At 70.9% G+C, this 20,537-nt stretch carries 20 protein-coding genes, 1 tRNA gene and 1 pseudogene; 12 read left to right on the top strand and 10 right to left on the bottom strand.

From position 1 onward, the window contains the following. Positions 1-92 precede the first annotated feature (92 nt). Together ACZ7L1_RS25175 and ACZ7L1_RS25170 are read left to right on the top strand one after the other, a co-directional pair. The gene (locus ACZ7L1_RS25175; protein WP_471440273.1) at positions 93-794 is read left to right on the top strand and encodes a class F sortase; all 702 of its coding nucleotides are present in this window, start codon (positions 93-95) and stop codon (positions 792-794) included. A gap of 351 nt (positions 795-1,145) precedes the next feature. Further along, a pseudogene (locus ACZ7L1_RS25170) lies at positions 1,146-1,229 on the top strand (integrase); the annotation flags it as partial. Positions 1,230-1,310: 81 nt separating this feature from the next. Here the strand turns inward: ACZ7L1_RS25170 and ACZ7L1_RS25165 are convergent. Then, a tRNA-Thr gene (locus ACZ7L1_RS25165) sits at positions 1,311-1,384 on the bottom strand. A gap of 235 nt (positions 1,385-1,619) precedes the next feature. On the opposite strand from ACZ7L1_RS25165, the gene ACZ7L1_RS25160 reads away from it, so the two are divergent. The 3 genes from ACZ7L1_RS25160 to ACZ7L1_RS25150 all read left to right on the top strand — a co-directional run bounded on the left by ACZ7L1_RS25160 (position 1,620) and on the right by ACZ7L1_RS25150 (position 4,142). Then, the gene (locus tag ACZ7L1_RS25160; protein WP_471440272.1) at positions 1,620-2,708 is read left to right on the top strand and encodes an ABC transporter ATP-binding protein; all 1,089 of its coding nucleotides are present in this window, start codon (positions 1,620-1,622) and stop codon (positions 2,706-2,708) included. Positions 2,709-2,924: 216 nt separating this feature from the next. Further along, positions 2,925-3,368, top strand: a complete 444-nt coding sequence (locus ACZ7L1_RS25155; RefSeq protein ID WP_471440271.1) for a hypothetical protein — start codon at positions 2,925-2,927, stop codon at positions 3,366-3,368. 42 nt (positions 3,369-3,410) lie between these two features. Continuing rightward, complete coding sequence (locus tag ACZ7L1_RS25150) at positions 3,411-4,142, top strand: nucleotidyltransferase family protein (protein WP_471440270.1); 732 nt, start codon at positions 3,411-3,413, stop codon at positions 4,140-4,142. A 79-nt stretch (positions 4,143-4,221) separates the two neighbouring features. On the opposite strand, the gene ACZ7L1_RS25145 is transcribed toward ACZ7L1_RS25150, so the two are convergent. From ACZ7L1_RS25145 to ACZ7L1_RS25115, 7 genes are all read right to left on the bottom strand, one after another. After that, on the bottom strand, positions 4,222-5,907 hold the full coding sequence (locus ACZ7L1_RS25145) for a DoxX family protein (RefSeq protein ID WP_471440269.1): 1,686 nt from the start codon (positions 5,905-5,907) through the stop codon (positions 4,222-4,224). Positions 5,908-6,047: 140 nt separating this feature from the next. Beyond that, a complete protein-coding gene (rlmB, locus tag ACZ7L1_RS25140; protein ID WP_471440268.1) occupies positions 6,048-6,986 on the bottom strand; it encodes a 23S rRNA (guanosine(2251)-2'-O)-methyltransferase RlmB in 939 nt (312 codons plus the stop codon). A 132-nt stretch (positions 6,987-7,118) separates the two neighbouring features. Beyond that, positions 7,119-8,519, bottom strand: a complete 1,401-nt coding sequence (gene cysS, locus ACZ7L1_RS25135; protein ID WP_471440267.1) for a cysteine--tRNA ligase — start codon at positions 8,517-8,519, stop codon at positions 7,119-7,121. Positions 8,520-8,612: 93 nt separating this feature from the next. Further along, entirely contained in the window at positions 8,613-9,020 is a 408-nt protein-coding gene (locus tag ACZ7L1_RS25130; protein WP_471440266.1) for a PPOX class F420-dependent oxidoreductase, read from the bottom strand. Positions 9,021-9,168: 148 nt separating this feature from the next. After that, positions 9,169-9,690 (bottom strand): 2-C-methyl-D-erythritol 2,4-cyclodiphosphate synthase, encoded by a 522-nt coding sequence (gene ispF, locus ACZ7L1_RS25125; protein ID WP_471440265.1) that lies wholly within the window; start codon positions 9,688-9,690, stop codon positions 9,169-9,171. Then, the gene (gene ispD, locus ACZ7L1_RS25120; RefSeq protein ID WP_471440264.1) at positions 9,680-10,441 is read right to left on the bottom strand and encodes a 2-C-methyl-D-erythritol 4-phosphate cytidylyltransferase; all 762 of its coding nucleotides are present in this window, start codon (positions 10,439-10,441) and stop codon (positions 9,680-9,682) included. The genes ispF and ispD overlap by 11 nt, the downstream gene beginning before the upstream one ends. 359 nt (positions 10,442-10,800) lie before the next feature. Beyond that, positions 10,801-11,283, bottom strand: coding sequence for a CarD family transcriptional regulator (locus tag ACZ7L1_RS25115; RefSeq protein ID WP_003953493.1), 483 nt, complete (start codon positions 11,281-11,283; stop codon positions 10,801-10,803). A gap of 695 nt (positions 11,284-11,978) precedes the next feature. On the opposite strand from ACZ7L1_RS25115, the gene ACZ7L1_RS25110 reads away from it, so the two are divergent. Then, a complete protein-coding gene (locus ACZ7L1_RS25110) occupies positions 11,979-12,638 on the top strand; it encodes a copper chaperone PCu(A)C domain-containing protein (RefSeq protein WP_471440263.1) in 660 nt (219 codons plus the stop codon). Between the two features lie 193 nt (positions 12,639-12,831). Here the strand turns inward: ACZ7L1_RS25110 and phoP are convergent, their stop codons facing one another. Together phoP and phoR are read right to left on the bottom strand one after the other, a co-directional pair. Next, positions 12,832-13,503 carry a two-component system response regulator PhoP gene (gene phoP, locus ACZ7L1_RS25105; RefSeq protein WP_004000192.1) on the bottom strand — a complete coding sequence of 224 codons (672 nt, stop codon included), beginning with the start codon at positions 13,501-13,503 and terminating at the stop codon, positions 12,832-12,834. Positions 13,504-13,508: 5 nt separating this feature from the next. Further along, entirely contained in the window at positions 13,509-14,828 is a 1,320-nt protein-coding gene (gene phoR, locus ACZ7L1_RS25100; RefSeq protein ID WP_471440262.1) for a two-component system sensor histidine kinase PhoR, read from the bottom strand. A 245-nt stretch (positions 14,829-15,073) separates the two neighbouring features. Here phoR and phoU point away from each other — a divergent pair, with 245 nt between their 5' ends. From phoU to ACZ7L1_RS25070, 6 genes are all read left to right on the top strand, one after another. Further along, positions 15,074-15,763: a phosphate signaling complex protein PhoU gene (phoU, locus tag ACZ7L1_RS25095; RefSeq protein WP_471440261.1), complete on the top strand. Its 690-nt coding sequence runs from the start codon at positions 15,074-15,076 to the stop codon at positions 15,761-15,763. Positions 15,764-15,895: 132 nt separating this feature from the next. Beyond that, positions 15,896-16,048 carry a hypothetical protein gene (locus ACZ7L1_RS25090; protein WP_389003620.1) on the top strand — a complete coding sequence of 51 codons (153 nt, stop codon included), beginning with the start codon at positions 15,896-15,898 and terminating at the stop codon, positions 16,046-16,048. Between the two features lie 205 nt (positions 16,049-16,253). Then, entirely contained in the window at positions 16,254-16,502 is a 249-nt protein-coding gene (locus tag ACZ7L1_RS25085; RefSeq protein WP_471440260.1) for an SCO4226 family nickel-binding protein, read from the top strand. A gap of 206 nt (positions 16,503-16,708) precedes the next feature. Continuing rightward, positions 16,709-18,049, top strand: coding sequence for a D-inositol-3-phosphate glycosyltransferase (mshA, locus tag ACZ7L1_RS25080; RefSeq protein ID WP_471440259.1), 1,341 nt, complete (start codon positions 16,709-16,711; stop codon positions 18,047-18,049). Between the two features lie 105 nt (positions 18,050-18,154). Continuing rightward, a complete protein-coding gene (locus ACZ7L1_RS25075) occupies positions 18,155-18,655 on the top strand; it encodes a type III secretion system chaperone family protein (RefSeq protein WP_471440258.1) in 501 nt (166 codons plus the stop codon). Positions 18,656-18,808: 153 nt separating this feature from the next. Then, entirely contained in the window at positions 18,809-20,476 is a 1,668-nt protein-coding gene (locus ACZ7L1_RS25070) for a glycosyl hydrolase family 28-related protein (protein WP_471440257.1), read from the top strand. Positions 20,477-20,537 lie beyond the last annotated feature (61 nt).

Below are 20,537 nucleotides of genomic sequence, written 5' to 3'. Positions count from 1 at the left end.
TGGCGGGCCACCGGTCCTCACCGGCGGCCCGCCTTCCGCGTCTGCCCCAGGCGTCTCCCTCAGCGCAACCCAGGAAGCCCCGAGGAACCCCGATGAACGCGCCCCCGGCCCAGGACACCCCGCCCCCGTCCCCGCCCTCCCGCAGCCGCCTGCGCTGGATCGCGGCCACGGCGACGGCAGCACTGGCCATCGGCGGCTGGATGACGGTCATCGCCGTACACGCCGACACCCCGGCACCCGCCGCACACGGCCCGGCAGCGAACATCACCGCCTCCGCCCCACCGCCGTCGCCCGCATCCGCTCCCTCGCCCACGTCCTCACCGGCTCCGCTGCCCGCATCCGCGCCCGTGCGGGTCCGCATCCCGGCCGCCGGCGTCGACACCTCCCCCGTACTCCAACTCGGCCTCGCCGCCGACGGAACCGTCCAGGTGCCCTCCGTCGCCCAGGCCGACCGCGTCGGCTGGTACCGGGAGGGCGTCACCCCCGGCCAGACGGGCCCGGCCGTACTCATCGGCCACTTCGACACCGTCAACGGGCCGGCCGTCCTGCGCAACGTGGCGCGCGTGCGTCCCGGCGACACCATCACCGTCGACCGCGCCGACGGCTCCACCGCCGTCTTCGCCGTTCGCACCCTGCAGCAGGTGGACAAGAAAAACTTCCCCACCCAGCGGGTGTACGGCGATACCTCCCGCCCCGAACTGCGCGTCATCACCTGCGGCGGCGACCTGCGCGCGGGCCACCGCCCGGACAACATCATCCTCTACGCCGACCTGGTACGAACCTCCGCGAGCTGAGCCGTGCGGGGGCTAGCGGGCTGCGCTGGTGATACGAACACCAAGGGCGGCGGAGTCTCAAGGGGCGCGGCAAGCCCCAGCAACTGCGGTCAGTAGCCGGTGCACTAAACAGCCGCCCGGCTCACTGGCAAGGCTGACGAAGCCCACGGCTCCGACCAGATCAGATGCCGTGGGCTTCTGTCGTTGACGGTCGGCGTCGGGCGGCCTCGTACGGCCCAGAGACGGCCCAGGGGGCCTATTGCCGACCCGGTCAGACCTTGCGGTACGTCACCCTCGTGAAGAGCGCCCGGCCGCTCGTGGTTTCGCTGGGGAGGGTCGGGGGCGCGCCGGCACTCAGTCCACGCCGGGCGGCACACGCATGTGACCTCGGACACGCAGCGCGAGGCCATCAGCCACATGGATCGCCTGCTCAGGCGCCGTGTCGACCGTGAGTGACCGCCCCCGTTGATGTCACCCGTAGATGTCGAACGCCCCGGACCGATCATCGGCCGGGGCGTTCGTGCTGTTCAGCGAGAGAGCCCCCTGTCGGATTCGAACCGACGACCTTCGCTTTACAAGAGCGGCGCTCTGACCAGCTGAGCTAAGGAGGCGTGCACCTGGGTGCTCGTGCAGTGTACCCAGGTCCGGGGGGCGGTCCGTCGAAAATTTCCGCGAAGTTCACATGCCCCGAGGTACTGACAGCCGGGCGAACGCCGGGTACCGTCTCGGTCCAGTTCACTCTTGTGGACTACACCACAACGGAGCCCCGTACTCCGTAGTGGCACACCACCTTCCTACAACGGATCGTCCGGCACGTTCCTGCCGGTAGAAGGGGGCCCATTCACCATGGCCACTGTCTCGTTCGACAAGGCGACCCGGATCTACCCGGGCACCGAGAAGCCCGCCGTGGACGCGCTCGACATCCACATCGAGGACGGGGAGTTCCTCGTCCTGGTCGGCCCGTCCGGCTGCGGCAAGTCCACCTCGCTCCGCATGCTGGCGGGGCTCGAGGACGTCAACGCCGGCGCCATCCGGATCGGCGACCGTGACGTCACGCACCTGCCGCCGAAGGACCGGGACATCGCCATGGTGTTCCAGAACTACGCGCTCTACCCGCACATGACGGTCGCCGACAACATGGGCTTCGCGCTCAAGATCGCCGGTGTCAACAAGGCGGAGATCCGCAAGAAGGTCGAGGAGGCCGCGAAGATCCTCGACCTCACCGAGTACCTGGACCGCAAGCCGAAGGCGCTCTCCGGCGGTCAGCGCCAGCGTGTCGCCATGGGTCGCGCCATCGTCCGCGAGCCGCAGGTCTTCCTCATGGACGAGCCGCTGTCCAACCTCGACGCCAAGCTCCGCGTGTCGACCCGTACGCAGATCGCGTCGCTCCAGCGCCGCCTCGGCATCACCACGGTCTACGTCACCCACGACCAGGTCGAGGCCATGACGATGGGCGACCGCGTGGCCGTGCTGAAGGACGGTCTGCTCCAGCAGATCGACACCCCGCGCAACATGTACGACAAGCCCGCGAACCTCTTCGTCGCCGGCTTCATCGGCTCCCCGGCGATGAACCTCGTCGAGGTCCCGATCGCCGACGGCGGTGTGAAGTTCGGTAACAGCGTGGTGCCGGTGCAGCGCGAGGCGCTGTCCTCGACCACGGACAAGACCGTCACCGTCGGTGTGCGCCCGGAGCACTTCGACGTGGCCGGCCCGGACTCCGACCAGGGTCTGGCGGTCACCGTGAACGTCGTCGAGGAGCTGGGCGCCGACGCGTACGTCTACGGCACCGCCAAGGTCGGCGAGGAGTCCAAGGACCTCGTGGTCCGCGTGAGCGGCCGTGACGTGCCGGAGAAGGGCAGCCGGCTGCACGTCGTGCCGCGTTCGGGCGAGACCCACGTCTTCTCGACTTCCACGGGCGAGCGTCTCTCCGACTGACGCTGAGCGACGCCGCGACCTCGGCTGATTCACCCAGGTTGACGAAGAGGGCCCCGCAGCAGGCTGCGGGGCCCTCTTCGCTGTCGACAAATACCCCGGCATACGGGGCATTTCGATGGGCCGCGTCAACCCGTTACCCAGAGATCAGCGCTTCTCCATCACCCGAACCGGTGACTAAATGTCGCCAAATCACTACGGGACGCTACCCTCACTCGCGTGAAGCACACCACTACTCCACAGGGACGGCGCGGCCGGGGCCCCGCCCGTCGGATCGGCCGCACCCTCGCCCTCGTTCTGCCCGTCGTCCTGGTGCTGTCCGGGACGCTGGCGGTGACCCGCGTCAACTGGTCGGGCGGCACCAACTCGGTGCTCGCCGCCTCCTCCGAAGACGTCTCCACACGTGCGTCCTCCCGGGCCCCGCAGGACGTGCTGCGCGACAAGCTCCTGCTGGAACTGCAGGAGAAGAACCCGGGTGTCGCCCTCACCCACCTCCAGGAGGCCGTCAACGGCCGCCCGTCACTGGCGAAGCACTGCGCGTCCATCGCCAGGGCGCTGGGCCGCGCCGCGGTCCGCGTGTACGGGCCGTCGCGGGCCCAGGCCTACGCCCGGCCGGTCTGCGACACGTCCTTCGCCTCGGGCGTGGCGGGCGGCCGCGGCTGAGGGTCCGGCCGTGCGGGGCGCGAGGCGACGTACAGTGCGGTCATGACCGATCCGAACGCCGCCTCGCGCCCCGTCCAAGCCGTCGTCCTGGCCGGGGGCCAGGGCTCCCGGCTGCGTCCGTACACCGATGACCGGCCCAAGCCGATGGTGGAGATCCCGGGCACCGGGACCCCGATCATCGGACATCAGCTCGTCTGGCTCGCCGAGGAGGGCGTCACGGACGTCGTCGTCTCCTGCGGCCATCTCGCCGAGGTCCTGCAGAACTGGCTGGCCTCCGCCGACCTGCCGCTGCGCGTCACGACGGTGGTGGAGTCGGAGCCGCTCGGCCGCGGCGGCGGCCTGCGCTACGCCGCCGAGCACCTGCCGCACCCCGACGAGCCGTGGTACGCGACGAACGGTGACATCTGGACCCGGTTCTCCCTGCGCGACATGGCGGACTTCCACACCGAGCGCGACTCGGTCGCCACGCTGGCGCTGGCGCGGCCGCGCATCCCGTGGGGCGCGGTACAGACGGACGGCTTCGGCCACGTCACGGACTTCATCGAGTCCCCGCCGTCCACGTTCGAGATCAACGCGGGGGTCTACGTCTTCTCCGCCGAGTTCGCGAAGATGCTCCCGGAGCGGGGCGACCACGAGCGTACGACGTTCCCCCGCCTGGCCCGCGAACGCCGCCTGGCGGGCTTCCCGATCCCGCAGGGCGCGTACTGGCGGGCGATCGACACGGCGAAGGACCTCACGGAAGCGGCAAAGGAGCTCGCAGCCCAGGGCCGCTGACACTGCGACAGGGATCCACCCCCGCCCACACAAGAGGCCCGCACACCGTGTGCGGGCCTCTTTATGTGGGAACGTCGGGCTACCCCAGCAGCCCGCCCACCAAGTGGTCGGAGCCTCCAGAGCTGCTGCCGCCGCCTCCTCCTGAGCCGCCCGAGGAGCCGCCCGTCGGGCCCGCTGTGCCCGTGCCGCCCGACGAGGAGGGGCCCGCGCTGGTGCTGGGGGCGCGCCCGGACGGGGACGAGTGGCGCGGGGCCCGGCCCACGCTGCCCTGGGTCTGGCTCGGCTGGCCGCCCGTGACCGAGCCGGTCGCGCCCGCCGTGGTCGGCGTCCTGGACGTACTCGACGGCGACGACGTCGTGCCCTGGGTCGTCGGCGGATGCGAGGCCGAGGGGCTCGCCTTGTGCTGCCGCACGCCCGGTGTCTCGGGCAGCGGTGAACCCGGCAGTTCGTTGCGCGGCGCCTGACCGGGTCCGGGCACGACCACGCGGTCCGCGTCCCGCACCGCCCCGCCGAGCAGCGAGCCGACCAGCAGCGTCACCCCGGTCACCAGCCCCGTCACCACCGCGCCCCGGCGCAGCACGTACTGCCGCAGCTCCCAGATGCCCGCCCGCGGCCCGAGCCGGCGCCACGCGCTCCCCGCCAGGCGTCCGTCCACCGAGTACACCGGCGCCCCCGCGATGACCAGCGGCGACCAGGCGGCGAGGTAGATGATGTCGGGCGCGTCGTATCCGGGAGTGGCCCGCCAGCTCACCGTCACGATCAGTGCCGCCGACAGCAGCGCCCCGGCCGCGGCCGCGACCCGCTGCCACAGCCCGAGGACGGTCAGCACGCCCACGATCACCTGGAGGAAGGCGATGACCAGGCCGGTGCCGACGGGGTGGTGGAGCGCGAACTGCCGCAGCGGCTCGGCGACTTGCCAGGGGTGCAGACTGTTCAGCCAGGTGACCATGGACCCCCGCTTGCCGCCGTCGAAGTAGAGGGGGTCGCAGAGCTTGCCCATGCCGGCGTAGGCGGACACGGAGCCGAGGAAGACGCGCAACGGCAGCAGCACCACGCCGAGGTTCATCCGGCGCCCGGGGTAGTAGGCGTGCCGTACGTGGTCGCCGCCGTGCCGCCTGCTCCGCGGCCCGTTCCCGAGCTCCTCGGTGCGCGCCGCGTCCGCGAACTCGCGGTCGCCGTAAGGCGGTTCGTCGTAGGCGTGCCCGTCGTACGCGACGTCGTCGTATGCGCCCTGCGCGTTCCGCATCGGCGGCAGCAGCCGGGTCTCTCCTGACAGCGGCCCGCGCTGGGCACCGACGACCGGCGTCTGAGGCGTCTGTGCGGTCAGGTGGTCGTCGTAGCCGCCGGTGCCCGCGAGGCCGTCCAGTCCGACGCGCGGGATGACCTGGGTCGCGCCCGGGTCGCCGCCCGCCTCCTCGCCGTGCGTCACGCTCGAGGTCCGTACGGCCTGCAGCAGCCGGTGCGCGCCGGTGTCGTCGGGCGCCGACCTCCCGGTCCAGACGACGGGCCGACGGCGGCCGGCCCGCCCCGCCGTGCCGGCGACGGGCATGCGCGCGACGTCCTGCGCGCCGCCGACCTGCCGGGCGACCCGCGGGTACTGGGCGCGGCGCGCCGACGCACCCAACTGCACGCGGAAACTCGCATGATTGACGATGACCTGCGCCGGGTCGCTCGGCACCTTCACCATGCTCAGCGCGGGAGCGTCGTCGAACCCGGACGACCGGTCCCCCGTGGGTGTGCGGCGTGTTCTGGTCTCCACACTCATCTAACCGAGTGACGTGTGGTTAGGACACTGCTTTGACTCCGCGGATCTGTCCGGACCCCGTCAAGCTTGCCCTGTACGACCGAATTCCCCCGTACGAGCGAGAGTGCGAACGTCTGTTCGCACTCTTCGGCTCCTCGGTGTCACGCGCGTCGGCGGGCCGCCTCGTACAGCACGATCCCCGCCGCCACACCGGCGTTGAGCGACTCGGCGCCGCCCGGCATCGGGATCCGCACCCGGAGGTCGCAGGTCTCGCCGACCAGCCGCGACAACCCCTTGCCCTCGCCGCCGACGACGATGACGACCGGCCCTTCCAGCGCGTCCAGCTCCCCGAGTTCGACGTCCCCATCGGCGGCGAGCCCGACGACCGTGACCCCGGCCTTCTTGTACGCCTCCAGGGCGCGCGTCAGGTTGGTGGCGCGCGCGACCGGCGTACGGGCGGCCGTACCGGCGGACGTCTTCCACGCACCGGCGGTCATCCCGGCCGCGCGCCGCTCGGGCACGACCACCCCGTGCCCGCCGAAGGCGGAGACGGAGCGGACCACGGCGCCCAGGTTCCGCGGGTCGGTGACCCCGTCGAGCGCGACGATCAGCGGGTCCTCGTCCTCGTCGTAGGCGGCGTCGGTGAGGTCCTCCGGGTGCGCGTACTCGTAGGGCGGGACCTGAAGGACGAGGCCCTGGTGGTTGAGCCCGTTCGTCATCCGGTCCAGCTCGGGGCGCGGCGCCTCCATGAGGTTGATGCCGCCGCGCTCGGCCGCGAGCTGCAGCGCCTCGCGCACGCGCTCGTCGTTGTCGATGAACTGCTGGACGTAGAGCGTGGAGGCGGGCACGCCCTCGCGCAGCGCCTCGACGACCGGGTTGCGCCCGACGACCAGTTCGGAAGAGGACTTGCCACCCGTACGACGCGGGGTGCGCCCCTGCGCGCGGCGCGCCTTCGCCTGCGCGGCGCGCTGCTTGGCGTGTCCCTTGCGCATCTCGGCGGGCGGAGTCGGGCCCTTGCCCTCCAGGCCCCGGCGTCGCTTGCCGCCGCTGCCGACCTGCGCGCCCTTCTTGCCGGACATGCGGCGGTTGTTCGCGGCCATGACCTACCTGTCTGTTGAAGCGTTCGTGTCTGTTGAAGCGTTCGTACGTACGTCCAGTACGTCTCTTACGTCTATGCAGTGTGCCGCCCGCAGGGCCGGGCGGCACAATCGATCATCGGATCGGTGTCGGGCTCAGCGGGGGCCGAGCGTCCAGCGCGGGCCCTGGGGGCTGTCCTCGATGACGAGTCCGGACTGGTTGAGCTGGTCACGGATGGCGTCCGCGGTGGCCCAGTCCTTGCGGGCGCGGGCGGCCTCGCGCTGCTGGAGCACCATGCTCACCAACGAGTCCACGACCCCGTGCAGGTCCTCGCCGCGGTCGCCCTCGCCGGCCCACTGCGGATCGAGCGGGTCGAGGCCGAGGACGCCGAGCATGGCGCGCACCTCGGCGAGCCGGGCCACGGCGGCCTCCTTGTCGTCGGCCGCGAGTGCGCTGTTGCCCTGGCGGACGGTGGTGTGGACCACCGCGAGCGCCTGCGGAACGCCCAGGTCGTCGTCCATGGCCTCGGCGAAGGCGGGCGGCACCTCGGCGGCGGGCTCGACGACACCTCCCGCCTTCTCGACGACGCGCTGCACGAAGCCCTCGATGCGCGCGAACGCGGACTCCGCCTCGCGCAGGGACTCCTCGCTGTACTCGATCATCGAGCGGTAGTGCGGGGTGCCGAGGTAGTAGCGCAGCACGATGGGCCGCCACTGCTTGACCATCTCGGAGACGAGCACCGAGTTCCCGAGGGACTTCGACATCTTCTCGCCGCTCATGGTGACCCAGGCGTTGTGCACCCAGTACCGGGCGAACTCGTCGCCGAAGGCCTTGGCCTGGGCGATCTCGTTCTCGTGGTGGGGGAAGATGAGGTCGAGGCCGCCGCCGTGGATGTCGAAGGCGGAGCCCAGGTACTTGTGCGCCATGGCGGAGCACTCCAGGTGCCACCCGGGGCGGCCGCGTCCCCACGGCGTCTCCCAGGTCGGCTCGCCGGGCTTGGCGGCCTTCCACATGGCGAAGTCGCGCGAGTCCCGCTTTCCGGTCTCCCCGACGCCGGAGGGCTGCTGGAGGTTCTCCAGCTCCTGGTTGGACAGCTGGAGGTACTCCGGGAAGGACCGCACGTCGAAGTAGACGTTGCCGTCCGCCTCGTAGGCGTGCCCGCGCTCGATGAGAGCGCGCATCATCTCGACCATCTCGGTGATGTGACCGGTGGCGCGCGGCTCGTACGTCGGCGGGAGGCAGCCGAGCACGGTGTATCCCTCGTTGAAGGCGCGCTCGTTCTCGTACCCGATGGCCCACCAGGGGCGGCCCTGGTCCGCGGACTTCACGATGATCTTGTCGTCGATGTCGGTGACGTTCCGCACGAACGTGACCTGGTACCCGCGGTACTCGAACCACCGGCGCATGATGTCGAAGTTGAGGCCCGAGCGGATGTGCCCGATGTGCGGTGCGGCCTGCACGGTGGCGCCACACAGGTAGATCGAGACACAACCCGGCTTGAGCGGGGTGAAGTCACGGATCTGCCGGGCGCTGGTGTCGTACAGGCGAATAGTCACGAGTCCAGAGTAGTGGGCCGGGGCCGCTGTCCGGCGCCCAGCCCACCAAGACCGTCACCCGATCATGCGGCAGATACGACGGGTCCTGCAGCCTCAGAGCCGCCCCGCCACCTTCTGCGGCACCACCCGCACCACCACCCGGTCCGCGTCCTGCGCCGAGGCCGGGTTGAACTCCGCGTATTTCTTCCCCGTGTACTTCAGCGACAGTTCGTCGATCAGTTCGCGGGCGCCCTCGGTGCTCATCTCCGCGGTGCCGCGGATCTCCGCGTATTCGTACGGCGCGTCGGGGTTCAGGACCACCACGCTCACCCGGGGGTCGCGGTCCAGGTTCAGCTTCTTGCGACGGTCGACCGTCGTGGAGAAGAGGATGTCGTCACCGTCCCGCTTGACCCACACGGGGGACAGTTGCGGGCCGCCGTCGGGCTGGATCGTGCCGACGACGATGAAGACGGGGCCGTCGAGCAGGCTCTTGAGGCGGTCGGACAAAACGGCGGTCGGCATGGGTGCCTCCGGGACCTTGGTCATGTGTCGCTGGTCACTCTGCCGGTACCCTCGCACGCTCTCGGCACGCCCGCACCAGGAGCGCCGTCGTCATCAGACGCGCATACCGAGCGCCGCCGTCAGCACACCCGCAGCAAGAACGCCGCCGTCAGCACACCCGCGCCACGAGCGCCGTCGCCACCGCCATCAGGCCCTCGCCCCGGCCGGGGAAGCCGAGGCCGTCCGTCGTGGCGCCGGAGACCGAGACCGGTGCGCCCGCCGCCTCCGAGAGGATCTTCTGCGCCTCGTCGCGGCGTTTGCCGATCTTCGGGCGCGGACCCACGACCTGCACCGCGATGTTCCCGATCCGGAACCCCGCCTCGCGCACGATCCGTGCCGCCTCCGCGAGCAGCGTCACCCCGGACGCCCCGGACCACTCGGGCCGCCCGGTGCCGAAGTGCTGCCCCAGGTCGCCGAGGCCGGCGGCGGAGAAGAGGGCGTTGCACGCGGCGTGTGCGACCACGTCGGCGTCGGAGTGGCCCGCAAGGCCGGGCCCCTCGCCCTCCCACTTCAGGCCCGCGCACCACAGCTCCCGCCCCTCCTCGAAGGCGTGGATGTCGGTGCCGATGCCCACCTGGGGCAGCAGCGGCCCACCCGGCGGCAGCCGGACATCGGACGCCTCAGAACCCATCGGTGAGCCTCCTGCGGGTCAGGACCGCCTCCGCGAGCACCAGGTCCAGCGGGCGCGTGACCTTGAAGGCCTCCTCGTGGCCGGGGACCACGACGACCGGCAGCCCGAGCTGCTCCACCATGCTCGCGTCGTCCGTGACGTTGTCCGTGACCGTCTCGTGGGCCCGGATCAGCGTCGCGCGGTCGAAGCCCTGCGGGGTCTGCACCGCGCGCAGCCGGGCCCGGTCCGGTGTGGCGACGACCGGTTCCGGCTCGCCGGGCGCGGCGGCCGGCCGGATCTCCTTCACCGTGTCGGCGAGCGGCAGCGCCGGGACGACGGCCGGCGCGCCCTCCCGTACCGCCTCGATCACCGCGTCCACCGTGTCCACCGGCACCAGGGGGCGGGCCGCGTCGTGGACCAGGACGATCCCGTACTCGGGCGGCAGGGCGTCGAGGCCGAGCCGCACGGACTCCTGGCGTGTCTCGCCGCCGGGGACGACCAGGAAGTCCGTCCTCTCCGGCAGCGCGTGCGCGTCGAGCAGCGACTTGACCTCGGCGGTTCCGTCGGGCGGGGCCACGACGATGACGAGCGAGACCGCACGGGACGCCGCCATCGCGCGCACGGCGTGGATGAGCATGGGAACGCCACCGAGCGCGCGGAGCGCCTTGGGGGCGCCCGGGCCGAGGCGTACGCCCCGGCCGGCGGCCGGAATCACCGCGGCGGTACGGACGGCGGCCGGCTCGGTGGTCGAAGGGCGCGAATCGTCAGACATCGGTTCCTGTCAGGTTTGTGTGCTCGGCCGGGATGGGTATGGCCACACCGTGCCGGGCGCGACGCCTTGACCGGACCCTTCCGTGACTTCTGGTCGAGCCGACTGCCCGGGCCCGGCACGCCAAGTATCGGGGTTTCCCCGTCGGGACAGGGATCCGGGTGGCACGGCTTTCACGTTCCGGCTGTTGTACCTGTGGTTCGGGCCGCGGCGTCATGGGTACGTCGGGCAATGGCGGGTACGAACATGCCGCAGCGCCCGGCGACATCTACCGTGTCATCGGGCACCGCGGCATCGCGTGTGTGCTGTGCGCCGGTCGGTCCGCCGCGCTCCTGGCCGGGAGCGAGCAGGCCGGACGGGCGTCAGGACGCGAGGACCTCGTCGAGCAGCGCTTCGGCCTTGTCCTCGTTCGTGTTCTCCGCGAGGGCGAGCTCGCTCACCAGGATCTGCCGCGCCTTGGCGAGCATCCGCTTCTCACCGGCGGAGAGTCCGCGCTCGCGCTCACGGCGCCACAGGTCACGCACGACTTCCGCGACCTTGATGACGTCGCCGGAGGCGAGCTTCTCCAGGTTTGCCTTGTAACGACGAGACCAGTTCGTGGGCTCCTCGGCGTACGGCGCGCGCAACACCTCGAAGACCCGGTCCAGCCCGTCCTGACCGACCACATCACGCACGCCGACGAACTCCGCATTGTCCGCTGGCACACGCACCGTCAGGTCGCCCTGGGCGACCTTCAGCACCAAGTAGGTCTTGTCCACGCCTTTGATCTGGCGAGTTTCGATGGCCTCGATCAGCGCGGCCCCGTGATGGGGATAGACCACGGTGTCGCCAACCTTGAACGTCATGTGACAGGTACCCCTTCCGTGGCTATCCAGGGTAACACGGAAACCGCGTCTTCTGAATGGCGTTTTCGCAGGTCAGGGCATATCTCGGGGCTTGACAAGCGCGACCGGAACGTGCTTCGAGGGGGGAGCGGAAGAGGGTATTCGCAGGTCGGAGCGGCTGTGCGGGCGGGGCGGAACCCGGGCGTTACACGCGTCGCACGGCTCCGAGCGTGCCCGGAATCTTCGGTTTTGTCCACCCTCAAGTGATCGACTTCCGCTACTCCGTTCGGTGCGCGGAGGCGGGTACGAGTCGAATCCGGAATTGATCAAGGGCTCCGGCGAGGCGCGGCTGTTGTGCCGGTGATCGATTTTCGGCACCCGTCTCGCAACCCGTCTCGCATTCCTTACGGGAAATCCCCGGGGCGGGTGAGGAGACGCTTATGTGAATGCTGAGTCAGCAGTGGTCAAAGTGACAGCAGTGACTGTAGTGGCAGATGGGACTGCAGGAACTGCGTGAACCCTGCGCCGTCACCCTGACAGCGGTGGGGCGCGCTGCGGCGCGGGGTCGGCCCCGCGAGGCGAAGTGCCGGGCTTGGGGAGGGTCGGGTGCGGTGGCTTGGGAGCGGCTCGGTAACCTAAGGCCGCTGACAGATACTTAGGGCGGCTTTATAGGGGAGTCGCTCTGCTACGCCCACGTACAAGGAGTTGCCGCCGCCGTGAGCAGCAGCCTTCGACGCGGCGCCCTCGCCGCCGCCGCCATCGCGTTCTCGATCGCCTCGCTCGCCGCCTGCGGCGCCGGCAACGACAGCCAGACCCTCCAGGTCAAGCCGGACAACGCGGCGACCAGCGTCGGAAACATCAAGATCCAGAACGCGCTCGTCATCACCCAGCCCGACCCGAAGTCCACCGGGCCCGCCGTGATCTCCGCGACGGTCTTCAACTCCGGCCGTACGGACCAGACGCTGGACTCCATCACGGTCGACGGCACCGGCAAGACCGCGGAACTCAGCCCGGCCTCGGGCAAGGGCAAGCTGACCATCCCCGCCGGCAGCTCCGTCGTGATCGGCGGCAAGGGCAACGCCTCCGCGGTGCTGCCGAGCAGCCGGGAGGCCGTGCAGGACGGCAACGCGCAGAAGATCACGTTCAGCTTCAGCGAGGCGGGGGACGTGAGCCTGCGGGCGTTCGTGGTCCCGGCCGAGAGCTACTTCACCAAGTGGGGCCCGAGCAACATCCCGTCGCCGTCGGCCACCGGCTCCGCGTCCCCGTCCACGTCGGCGCCGGGCTCCCCCAAGCCGTCCACGTCGGTGCAGGGCTCCCCGGCCGCTGGCGCCAAGGGAAAGCCGTCGGCTTCGGCGTCGACGTCCCCGAGCCACTGAGGGACTCCCGGGCACGGACACGAGGGCGGTACCCCGCTGGGGGTGCCGCCCTTCGTCGTACGGTCCGCGCGGAGGAGGGGCACGGCCGCCGGCAGTGCGGCAGGCACCCACACGCACGAAGGCGGCACTCCGCCAGGAGTCCCGCCCTTCGTCGTGCGATGCGTGCGCCGACACGCCGCCGCCGCGCTACGGCTTACGGCTCGAACTTGTAGCCGAGGCCGCGGACCGTCACCAGGTAGCGCGGGGCGCCCGGGTCCGGTTCGATCTTGGCGCGCAGGCGCTTGACGTGGACGTCGAGGGTCTTGGTGTCACCCACGTAGTCCGCGCCCCAGACCCGGTCGATGAGCTGCATACGGGTCAGTACGCGACCCGCGTTGCGCAGCAGCATCTCCAGCAGGTCGAACTCCTTCAGCGGCAGGTCGACCTTCGACCCGGAGACCGTGACCACGTGCCGGTCGACGTCCATCCGCACCGGACCGGCCTCCAGCGCGGCCGGCGTGACCTCCTCCGGCTCGCCGCGGCGGCGCAGCACGGCCCTGATACGGGCGACCAGTTCCCGCGAGGAGAACGGCTTGGTGACGTAGTCGTCGGCTCCTATCTCCAGCCCGACGACCTTGTCGATCTCGCTGTCCTTGGCGGTCACCATGATGACGGGGACGTTGGAGCGGCCGCGCAGCTGGCGGCACACCTCCGTGCCGGGCAGACCCGGCAGCATCAGGTCGAGGAGGACGAGGTCGGCGCCGTTGCGCTCGAACTCGTCGAGTCCGTCGGGCCCGGTGGTCGCGACGGCGACCTCGAAGCCCTCCTTGCGGAGCATGTACGACAGGGCGTCGGAGAAGGACTCCTCGTCCTCGACGACGAGCACTCGGGTCACGGAAGGACCTCCGGGGCGGGAAGCGGTTCGTACGGGGATGAGACGGTGGGGGTCGTCCCGTAGGGCCGGCCGTCCTCGTCATCGAGGTCGGACGGATGGTCGGTCGCACGGTCGCGGGCCGCACCCGCCTCCGGCAGCCGCAGGGTGAAGGTGGAGCCCTGACCCTCGGAGCTCCACACCGTGACCTCCCCGCCGTGCGAGGCGGCCACATGCTTGACGATCGCGAGACCGAGCCCCGTGCCGCCCGTGGCACGGGAACGGGCCGGGTCGACGCGGTAGAAGCGCTCGAAGATGCGCTCCTTGTCCTTGTCGGAGATGCCGATGCCCTGGTCGGTGACGGCGATCTCGATGAGGTCGCCGCCGTGGGCGGACACCCGGCGGGCGGCGATGCCGACGCGGGTGCGGGCGGGCGAGTAGTTGACGGCGTTCTCCACGAGGTTGCCGAGGGCGGCGGCGAGCTGCCCGCGGTTGCCCCACACGTGCAGTTCCGCGGTGCCCACCCGTCGCCCACCACCACCCTGGTCGGGCCCTTCGGGCGCCCATACATTCGAGGCCATGGTGATCTGCTTGGTGGTGGCCGCGTGCCGGCACCGGTCGATGGCCTCGGCGACCAGTTCGTCGACGCGTACGGGCTCGGCGTCCTCCAGCGGGTCGTCGTTCTGCACCCGGGAGAGGTCGATGAGCTCCTGCACGAGGTTGGTCAGGCGGGTGGCCTCGATCTGCATCCTGCCCGCGAAGCGCTGTACGGCCTCGGGGTCGTCGGAGGCGTCCATCACCGCCTCGGAGAGCAGCGACAGGGCACCCACCGGTGTCTTCAGCTCATGGCTGACGTTCGCCACGAAGTCACGGCGCACCGCCTCTATCCGGCGGGCCTCGGTGAGGTCCTCGACGAGCAGCAGGACCAGCCGGGAGCCGAGCGGCGCCACGCGGGCGGAGACGGCGAGCGCCTCCCCGCGTCCGGTGCCGCGCCGCGGCAGGTCCAGCTCGACCTGGCGTATCTCGCCGTCGCGCCGGGTGTCACGTGCCATGTGGAGCATCGGCTCGACGGCGAGCCTGCCGCCGCGCACCAGCCCGAGGGCATAGGCTGCCGAGCTGGCCTTGACGACGGCGTCGGACTCGTCGAGGACGACGGCCGAGGAGCGCAGGACGGACAGCACCGTGTCCACGCCCGGCGGCAGCACGGGGTCGGTGTGCAGGGAAGTGCGGGTGGGGCGCTTCTGGTCGCGCTCGCTCCAGCGGAACGCCAGCATGGCGATGACACCGGTGAGCACTCCGGCGATCGCTGCCGCTGCGGCGACCGCCGCGTTCACGTCCATGCGTCCAGACTAGGCAGGTCCTCGCACCTGCCCACAGCCATCGGAGTGCGACCTCGAACACTCGTCGCCCAGAGTTCACCTGGGAGCCAGTATTGGTTCATTTGGGATGGCGGAAACAGTCGCGTACGGGCCGGAACGTGGGAGCGTGGGGTTGCGCAGGGCGCCGTGTCCGCCGTGTTTTCGTCATGGTGACGACGGGCCCCGGCCCCCGCCCCCCGGAGCAGACGTAAGAGAGGGACACCCAGATGCGGGACGCGTACCACGAGGAACTTGACTCGATCGGTGACAGCCTGGTCGAGATGGCCCGGTTGGTCGGGTCGGCGATCGGGCGTGCCACGACGGCCATCCTCGACGCCGACCTGAAGCTGGCGGAGGCCGTGATCGAGGCCGACCAGAAGGTCGACGACCTCCAGCACGACCTGGAGGCGCGCGCGATAGCCCTCCTGGCCCGCCAGCAGCCGGTGGCGACGGATCTGCGCATCGTGGTGACGTCGCTCAGGATGAGCGCGGACCTCGAGCGCTCGGGCGACCTCGCCCAGCACGTCGCGAAGCTGGCCCGGTTGCGCTTCCCCGAGCGCGCCGTGCCGCAGGACCTGCACGCCACCATCCTGGAGATGGGCCAGCTCGCCCAGCGCCTGATGGCCAAGGCGGCCGAGGTGATCGTCACCAAGGACGTCGACCTGGCGCTGCAGCTCGAGCAGGACGACGACGAGATGGACCTGCTGCACCGCACCCTCTTCCAGCACCTGATCGACGAGCGCTGGAGGCACGGCATCGAGACCGCCGTGGACGTGACCCTGCTGGGCCGTTACTACGAGCGCTACGCCGACCACGCGGTCGCGGTGGCCAAGCGGGTGGTGTACCTGGTGACCGGTGAGCACGCGGACGACCTCCAGCCCGGTGTCCAGCCGGTGACGGGCGTCGAGGGCGCGTGACGGGGAGCCCGCAAGGGGCCTGAAGAAGGCCGGCCGGGCGTGTACGAGCCCCCGTGCGCCGTTGATGCGCCCGGCCCAGTGGGCATGCAATGGGCTGAGGCACCAGTCTCGACATCCTTCGAGGAGGGACCCATGGCCGAGACCCCGAGCACGCCCGACCCCACGCAGGAGCGCGAGACCCACCAGCCCGCCGAGATCACAAGCCTGCCGTTGGTCGGCGCCTGCGGCTGCGGCTCCGGCTGCGGATGCGGGTGCCAGTCGGGCGCGCCCTGCCAGTGCGGCTGACGGCGCATCGCACTCGACAGCACGACCGCTCGACCGCTCGACAACGGAACACGGATCTACGACGACGAGGGGCCCCGGCGCACTGCCGGGGCCCCTCGTATGCGTGGGGAAGCCCTCGAGCGCAGCATGAAAGAGAAGGAAGGAGAAGGAAAGAGGAGGAAGGAAACGAAGGAACGGGGGCGCACCAGGAACGAGGTACCAGGTCATGGCCCAGTTCATGGACATCCACCACGGTATGAAGGGCATCACGCCGGATCAGCTGAGCGAGGCCCACCAGGCCGACCTCGCCATCGAGGAGGAAGAGGGCGTGCACTTCCAGCGCGCGTGGGCGGACCCGGACTCGGGGACGGTCTACTGCCTGTCCGAGGCTCCTTCGGCCGAGGCGGTCCAGCGCATCCACGAACGCGCAGGCCACAAGGCGGACGAGATTCACCCGGTCCCCCTGTCGACCTGACGCCGCCGACCCCCTGCCGACCTGAGGCCACCGCCGGCCGGGCACCGGCTCAGCAACCCAACCCCTCGAACGGTTGACCGACACATGGCAATGATTGGGTAAAACCGCCTCCACGGGAAATGGTGCGCACTCGCGCGGCGTTCGACTTCCTGGAGGGTGTTCCGCGCCGTCCGCTCAGGCATGCCCGCAGCAAGGAGGAACGCCACGTGAGCCAGTACGTCACCAGGCTCGGGCGTCGCTCTCCGGCGACCACCTCGCGGCTGCGGCTGCCACACCGCAGGCCCCGCCGTGTGGCCATGCTCTCCGTGCACACCTCACCGCTGCACCAGCCCGGCACGGGTGACGCCGGCGGCATGAACGTCTACATCGTGGAGCTGGCCCAGCGGCTCGCCGCCCTGGGCATCGAGGTCGAGGTCTTCACCCGGGCCACCACGGCCGCTCTCCCGCCGACCGTCCAGCTGGCCCCGGGCGTGCTCGTCCGGCACGTCGACGCCGGACCGTACGAGGGGCTGGCCAAGGAGGACCTCCCGGCCCAGCTGTGCGCCTTCACGCACGGTGTGATGCAGGCCTGGGCCGGTCACCGCCCCGGCTACTACGACCTCGTGCACTCCCACTACTGGCTCTCCGGCCACGTCGGCTGGCTGGCCGCCCAGCGCTGGGGCGTCCCCCTGGTGCACGCCATGCACACCATGGCCAAGGTCAAGAACGCCAACCTCGCCGAGGGCGACACCCCCGAGCCCGCCGCCCGGGTCATCGGCGAGATGCAGATCGTGACCGCCGCCGACCGGCTCATCGCCAACACCTCCGAAGAGGCCGACGAGCTCGTACACCACTACGCCGCCGACCCCGGCAAGGTGGCCGTCGTCCATCCCGGAGTGAACCTGGAACGCTTCCGGCCCGCCGACGGCCGGGCCGCCGCCAGGGCTCGGCTCGGGCTGCCGCAGGACGCGCTCATCCCGCTCTTCGCCGGGCGCATACAGCCCCTCAAGGCGCCCGACGTGCTGCTGCGTGCCGTCGCCGTCCTCCTCGACGAGCGCCCCGAGCTGCGCTCCCGCATCGTCGTGCCCGTCGTCGGAGGCCCCAGTGGCAGTGGGCTCGCCAAGCCGGAGGGGCTGCAGAAGCTCGCCGCCCGGCTGGGCATCTCCGACGTCGTCCGCTTCAGGCCGCCCGTGCGGCAGGACCAGCTCGCCGACTGGTTCCGCGCCGCGTCCGTCCTGGTGATGCCGTCGTACAGCGAGTCCTTCGGGCTCGTGGCGATCGAGGCACAGGCCGTCGGCACGCCGGTCCTGGCGGCCGCGGTCGGGGGACTGCCCGTCGCCGTGCGGGGCGGGCACACCGGGTTCCTGGTCGAGGGCCACGACCCCGCCGCGTACGCGCGCGTGCTCCGTGATTTCGCCGACGACCCGCAGCTGTGCGCCCGGATGGGCGAGGCCGCGGCCCGGCACGCCCGGTCGTTCGGCTGGGACGCGGCGGCCTCCGCGACCGCCGGGGTCTACACGGAGGCCATGCAGGCCCACCGGCGCCGGGCGCGCGCCCACCACGGCTAGGGCCTGTCTTTCGGATCAGCCCAGCCGAGCGGGGCCGCAAAGGACCGTTCCGCACAGCCGACCTGATCCCAAAGACAGGCCCGCACCTCGCGTACGCTGCCTTGCATGTCCGATGAGCAGCGGGCCGCACAGGTCATCGAAGGGGTCCTGAAGGACGCCGAACTGGAGTGGGAGAGCCCGCAGTCGGGCTCGTACGTCGTGAAGCTCCCCGGCACGCGCAAGCTGTCGACGACCGTCTCACTGATCGTCGGCCGGCACTCGCTGTCCCTCAACGCCTTCGTGATCCGCCACCCCGACGAGAACGAGCCCGCGGTGCACCGCTGGCTGCTGGAGCGCAACCTCAAGCTCTACGGGGTGAGTTACGCCGTAGACCCGCTCGGCGACATCTACCTCACCGGCCGGCTGCCGCTGGCCGCGGTCACCCCGGACGAGGTGGACCGGCTGCTCGGCTCGGTCCTGGAGGCGGCGGACGGCAGTTTCAACACCCTTCTGGAGCTGGGTTTCGCATCCGCGATCCGGAAGGAGTACGCCTGGCGGGTGTCCCGCGGGGAGTCCACGCGCAACCTGGAGGCGTTCCGTCATCTGACCCGGCGACCCGAGGACTGACCCTGCGGGCCCTGTGATTCACCTCCGCACGACCCCTTCCGCGCCATGCGGGCCCGTGGCATGCTCACGGCCAGCTCAATTCTGAACGTCGTTCACATCCATGGACTTTATCTCCCGGGCTCGTCCCGGGAATCCCTGGAAGGCGGTTCGGGTATGGGCAACGGGCACGCGGACCTCAGCAGACGGAGCCTGCTCGCAGGCGCCATCGCCGTGGCGGCCGCCGCCGCCACCGGAACGACGGCGGCGGCCGCCACACCGTCCAGAGGCCAGGTGCCCGTCCTGTGGCACGAATTGGTCCGCACGCCCTTCACCCATCCGCAGATCCCGTACGTGGGCCGGGCCGGCCACCGGTGCGGGACGGCGCGCTTCCCCCGCCGCCCCGTGGTGGCCGACGTGACGGCCTACGGAGCCGTGGCGGACGGCACGACCGACTGCGCCCCCGCGATCAACCGTGCCATCGCCGCCGCCGGAAGGGCCGGCGGTGGCACGGTCACCATCCCAGCCGGCACCTTCCGCATCGACGGCCTGATCCACATCGGATACGACAACGTCGTCCTGCGGGGAGCGGGCAGCAACCGTACGACGCTGTACGCGACGAAGAACCTGACCGAGCTGATCGGCGTCTACGGCTCCCGCTACGGCGGCACCAAGTCGTCCTGGTCCTGGGCGGGCGGTCTCATCTGGCTGGCACCAAAGGCCCGCTGGGACTCCCTGGTCGCGGCCGTCCGGGCGCAGGCATGGCCGTTCGAGGGCTGGACCGGCAACAGGCGCGACGAGTGGGAGACGCTGACCACGGTGTCCCCGGCCAGGCAGGGCTCCTGGACGGTGACGGTCGCCGACGCCCGTCGGCTGAGGCCGGGCCGGCTCGTCCTGCTCCGCCTCGCGGACGACGCCGGCCACACCCTCCTGGAGCACATGTCGGGCGGCGGTCCCGGCCCGCAGGCGTACTCCTGGGACGACATGACGAAGCTGACGTCGTACGTCCCCTATGAGTGGCCCGTGCGCATCGCGCGCGTGGCGGGCCGGAAGGTCACGTTCGAGCGACCTCTTCCGCTGGACGTGCGCCCGGAGTGGGATCCGCGCCTGACCACGCACGTACGGGAGCTGACCGGTGCGGGCGTCGAGGGCCTCACGCTGCAGGCGATCGAGACCCCGCAGTCCCAGCACCTGCTGGACAAGGGCTACAACGGGGTCGCGTTCCAGTGCGCGTACGACTGCTGGGCGGACGACGTCGTCGTGCGGCACGTGGACAACGGCTTCGGCCTGGTCGCCGCCTCCTCCTGCACGCTCCGCCGCACGCGCGTGGCGGGCCGTGGCTCGCACCACCCGTACTTCTGCCGCGAGGGCTCCCACGACAACCTGATCGAGGACTTCACGATCGAGCAGCGCACCGTCCCGGCCCCGCCGAACACGCAGCTCCACGGCATCAACGTGGAGGGCCTGTCCTCGTACAACGTCTGGTCGCGCGGCGAGATGCAGATGGGCACGTTCGACTCGCACCGGGGGCTGCCGTTCGCCAACGTCCGTACGGACATCACCGTGAACAACAACGGCCGTCACGGCGGTGACGCCATCGCCGGGCCCCTCTTCGGCGCCCGGTTCACCCACTGGAACATCCGCGTGACGAACGGCCGCGCGGGCCTGATGAAGATCGACGGCCTGGCGCCGTACTCCGCCACCGTCGGCATCAACGAGGTCACGGAGTTCGACCAGATCGACGTGCCCGACTTCACGGGCGACCTGCACTCCCGCCTGGAGCTGTACGGCACGACGGACGCCGTACGACCGCGGAACCTGTACGAGGCGCAGCGGGGGCTTTGACCGGGGCGGGGTCGGCGGGGCTGTGACCGCGGCGGGCCGCCGTGGGGTCGGCCCCGCCGTG

Source organism: Streptomyces sp. NPDC107546 (assembly GCF_055639175.1).
This window is presented reverse-complemented; position numbering and strand designations above follow the sequence as displayed.

What these genes read in the sequence shown, in the direction of transcription:
- ACZ7L1_RS25175 (WP_471440273.1), top strand. Translation starts at nt 93, where the DNA reads ATGAACGCGCCCCCGGCCCAGGACACCCCGCCCCCGTCCCCGCCCTCC.
- ACZ7L1_RS25160 (WP_471440272.1), top strand. Translation starts at nt 1,620, where the DNA reads ATGGCCACTGTCTCGTTCGACAAGGCGACCCGGATCTACCCGGGCACC.
- ACZ7L1_RS25150 (WP_471440270.1), top strand. Translation starts at nt 3,411, where the DNA reads ATGACCGATCCGAACGCCGCCTCGCGCCCCGTCCAAGCCGTCGTCCTG.
- ACZ7L1_RS25145 (WP_471440269.1), bottom strand. Translation starts at nt 5,907, where the DNA reads ATGAGTGTGGAGACCAGAACACGCCGCACACCCACGGGGGACCGGTCG.
- rlmB (WP_471440268.1), bottom strand. Translation starts at nt 6,986, where the DNA reads ATGGCCGCGAACAACCGCCGCATGTCCGGCAAGAAGGGCGCGCAGGTC.
- ACZ7L1_RS25130 (WP_471440266.1), bottom strand. Translation starts at nt 9,020, where the DNA reads ATGCCGACCGCCGTTTTGTCCGACCGCCTCAAGAGCCTGCTCGACGGC.
- ispF (WP_471440265.1), bottom strand. Translation starts at nt 9,690, where the DNA reads ATGGGTTCTGAGGCGTCCGATGTCCGGCTGCCGCCGGGTGGGCCGCTG.
- ispD (WP_471440264.1), bottom strand. Translation starts at nt 10,441, where the DNA reads ATGTCTGACGATTCGCGCCCTTCGACCACCGAGCCGGCCGCCGTCCGT.
- ACZ7L1_RS25115 (WP_003953493.1), bottom strand. Translation starts at nt 11,283, where the DNA reads ATGACGTTCAAGGTTGGCGACACCGTGGTCTATCCCCATCACGGGGCC.
- phoR (WP_471440262.1), bottom strand. Translation starts at nt 14,828, where the DNA reads ATGGACGTGAACGCGGCGGTCGCCGCAGCGGCAGCGATCGCCGGAGTG.
- phoU (WP_471440261.1), top strand. Translation starts at nt 15,074, where the DNA reads ATGCGGGACGCGTACCACGAGGAACTTGACTCGATCGGTGACAGCCTG.
- ACZ7L1_RS25090 (WP_389003620.1), top strand. Translation starts at nt 15,896, where the DNA reads ATGGCCGAGACCCCGAGCACGCCCGACCCCACGCAGGAGCGCGAGACC.
- ACZ7L1_RS25085 (WP_471440260.1), top strand. Translation starts at nt 16,254, where the DNA reads ATGGCCCAGTTCATGGACATCCACCACGGTATGAAGGGCATCACGCCG.
- ACZ7L1_RS25075 (WP_471440258.1), top strand. Translation starts at nt 18,155, where the DNA reads ATGTCCGATGAGCAGCGGGCCGCACAGGTCATCGAAGGGGTCCTGAAG.
- ACZ7L1_RS25070 (WP_471440257.1), top strand. Translation starts at nt 18,809, where the DNA reads ATGGGCAACGGGCACGCGGACCTCAGCAGACGGAGCCTGCTCGCAGGC.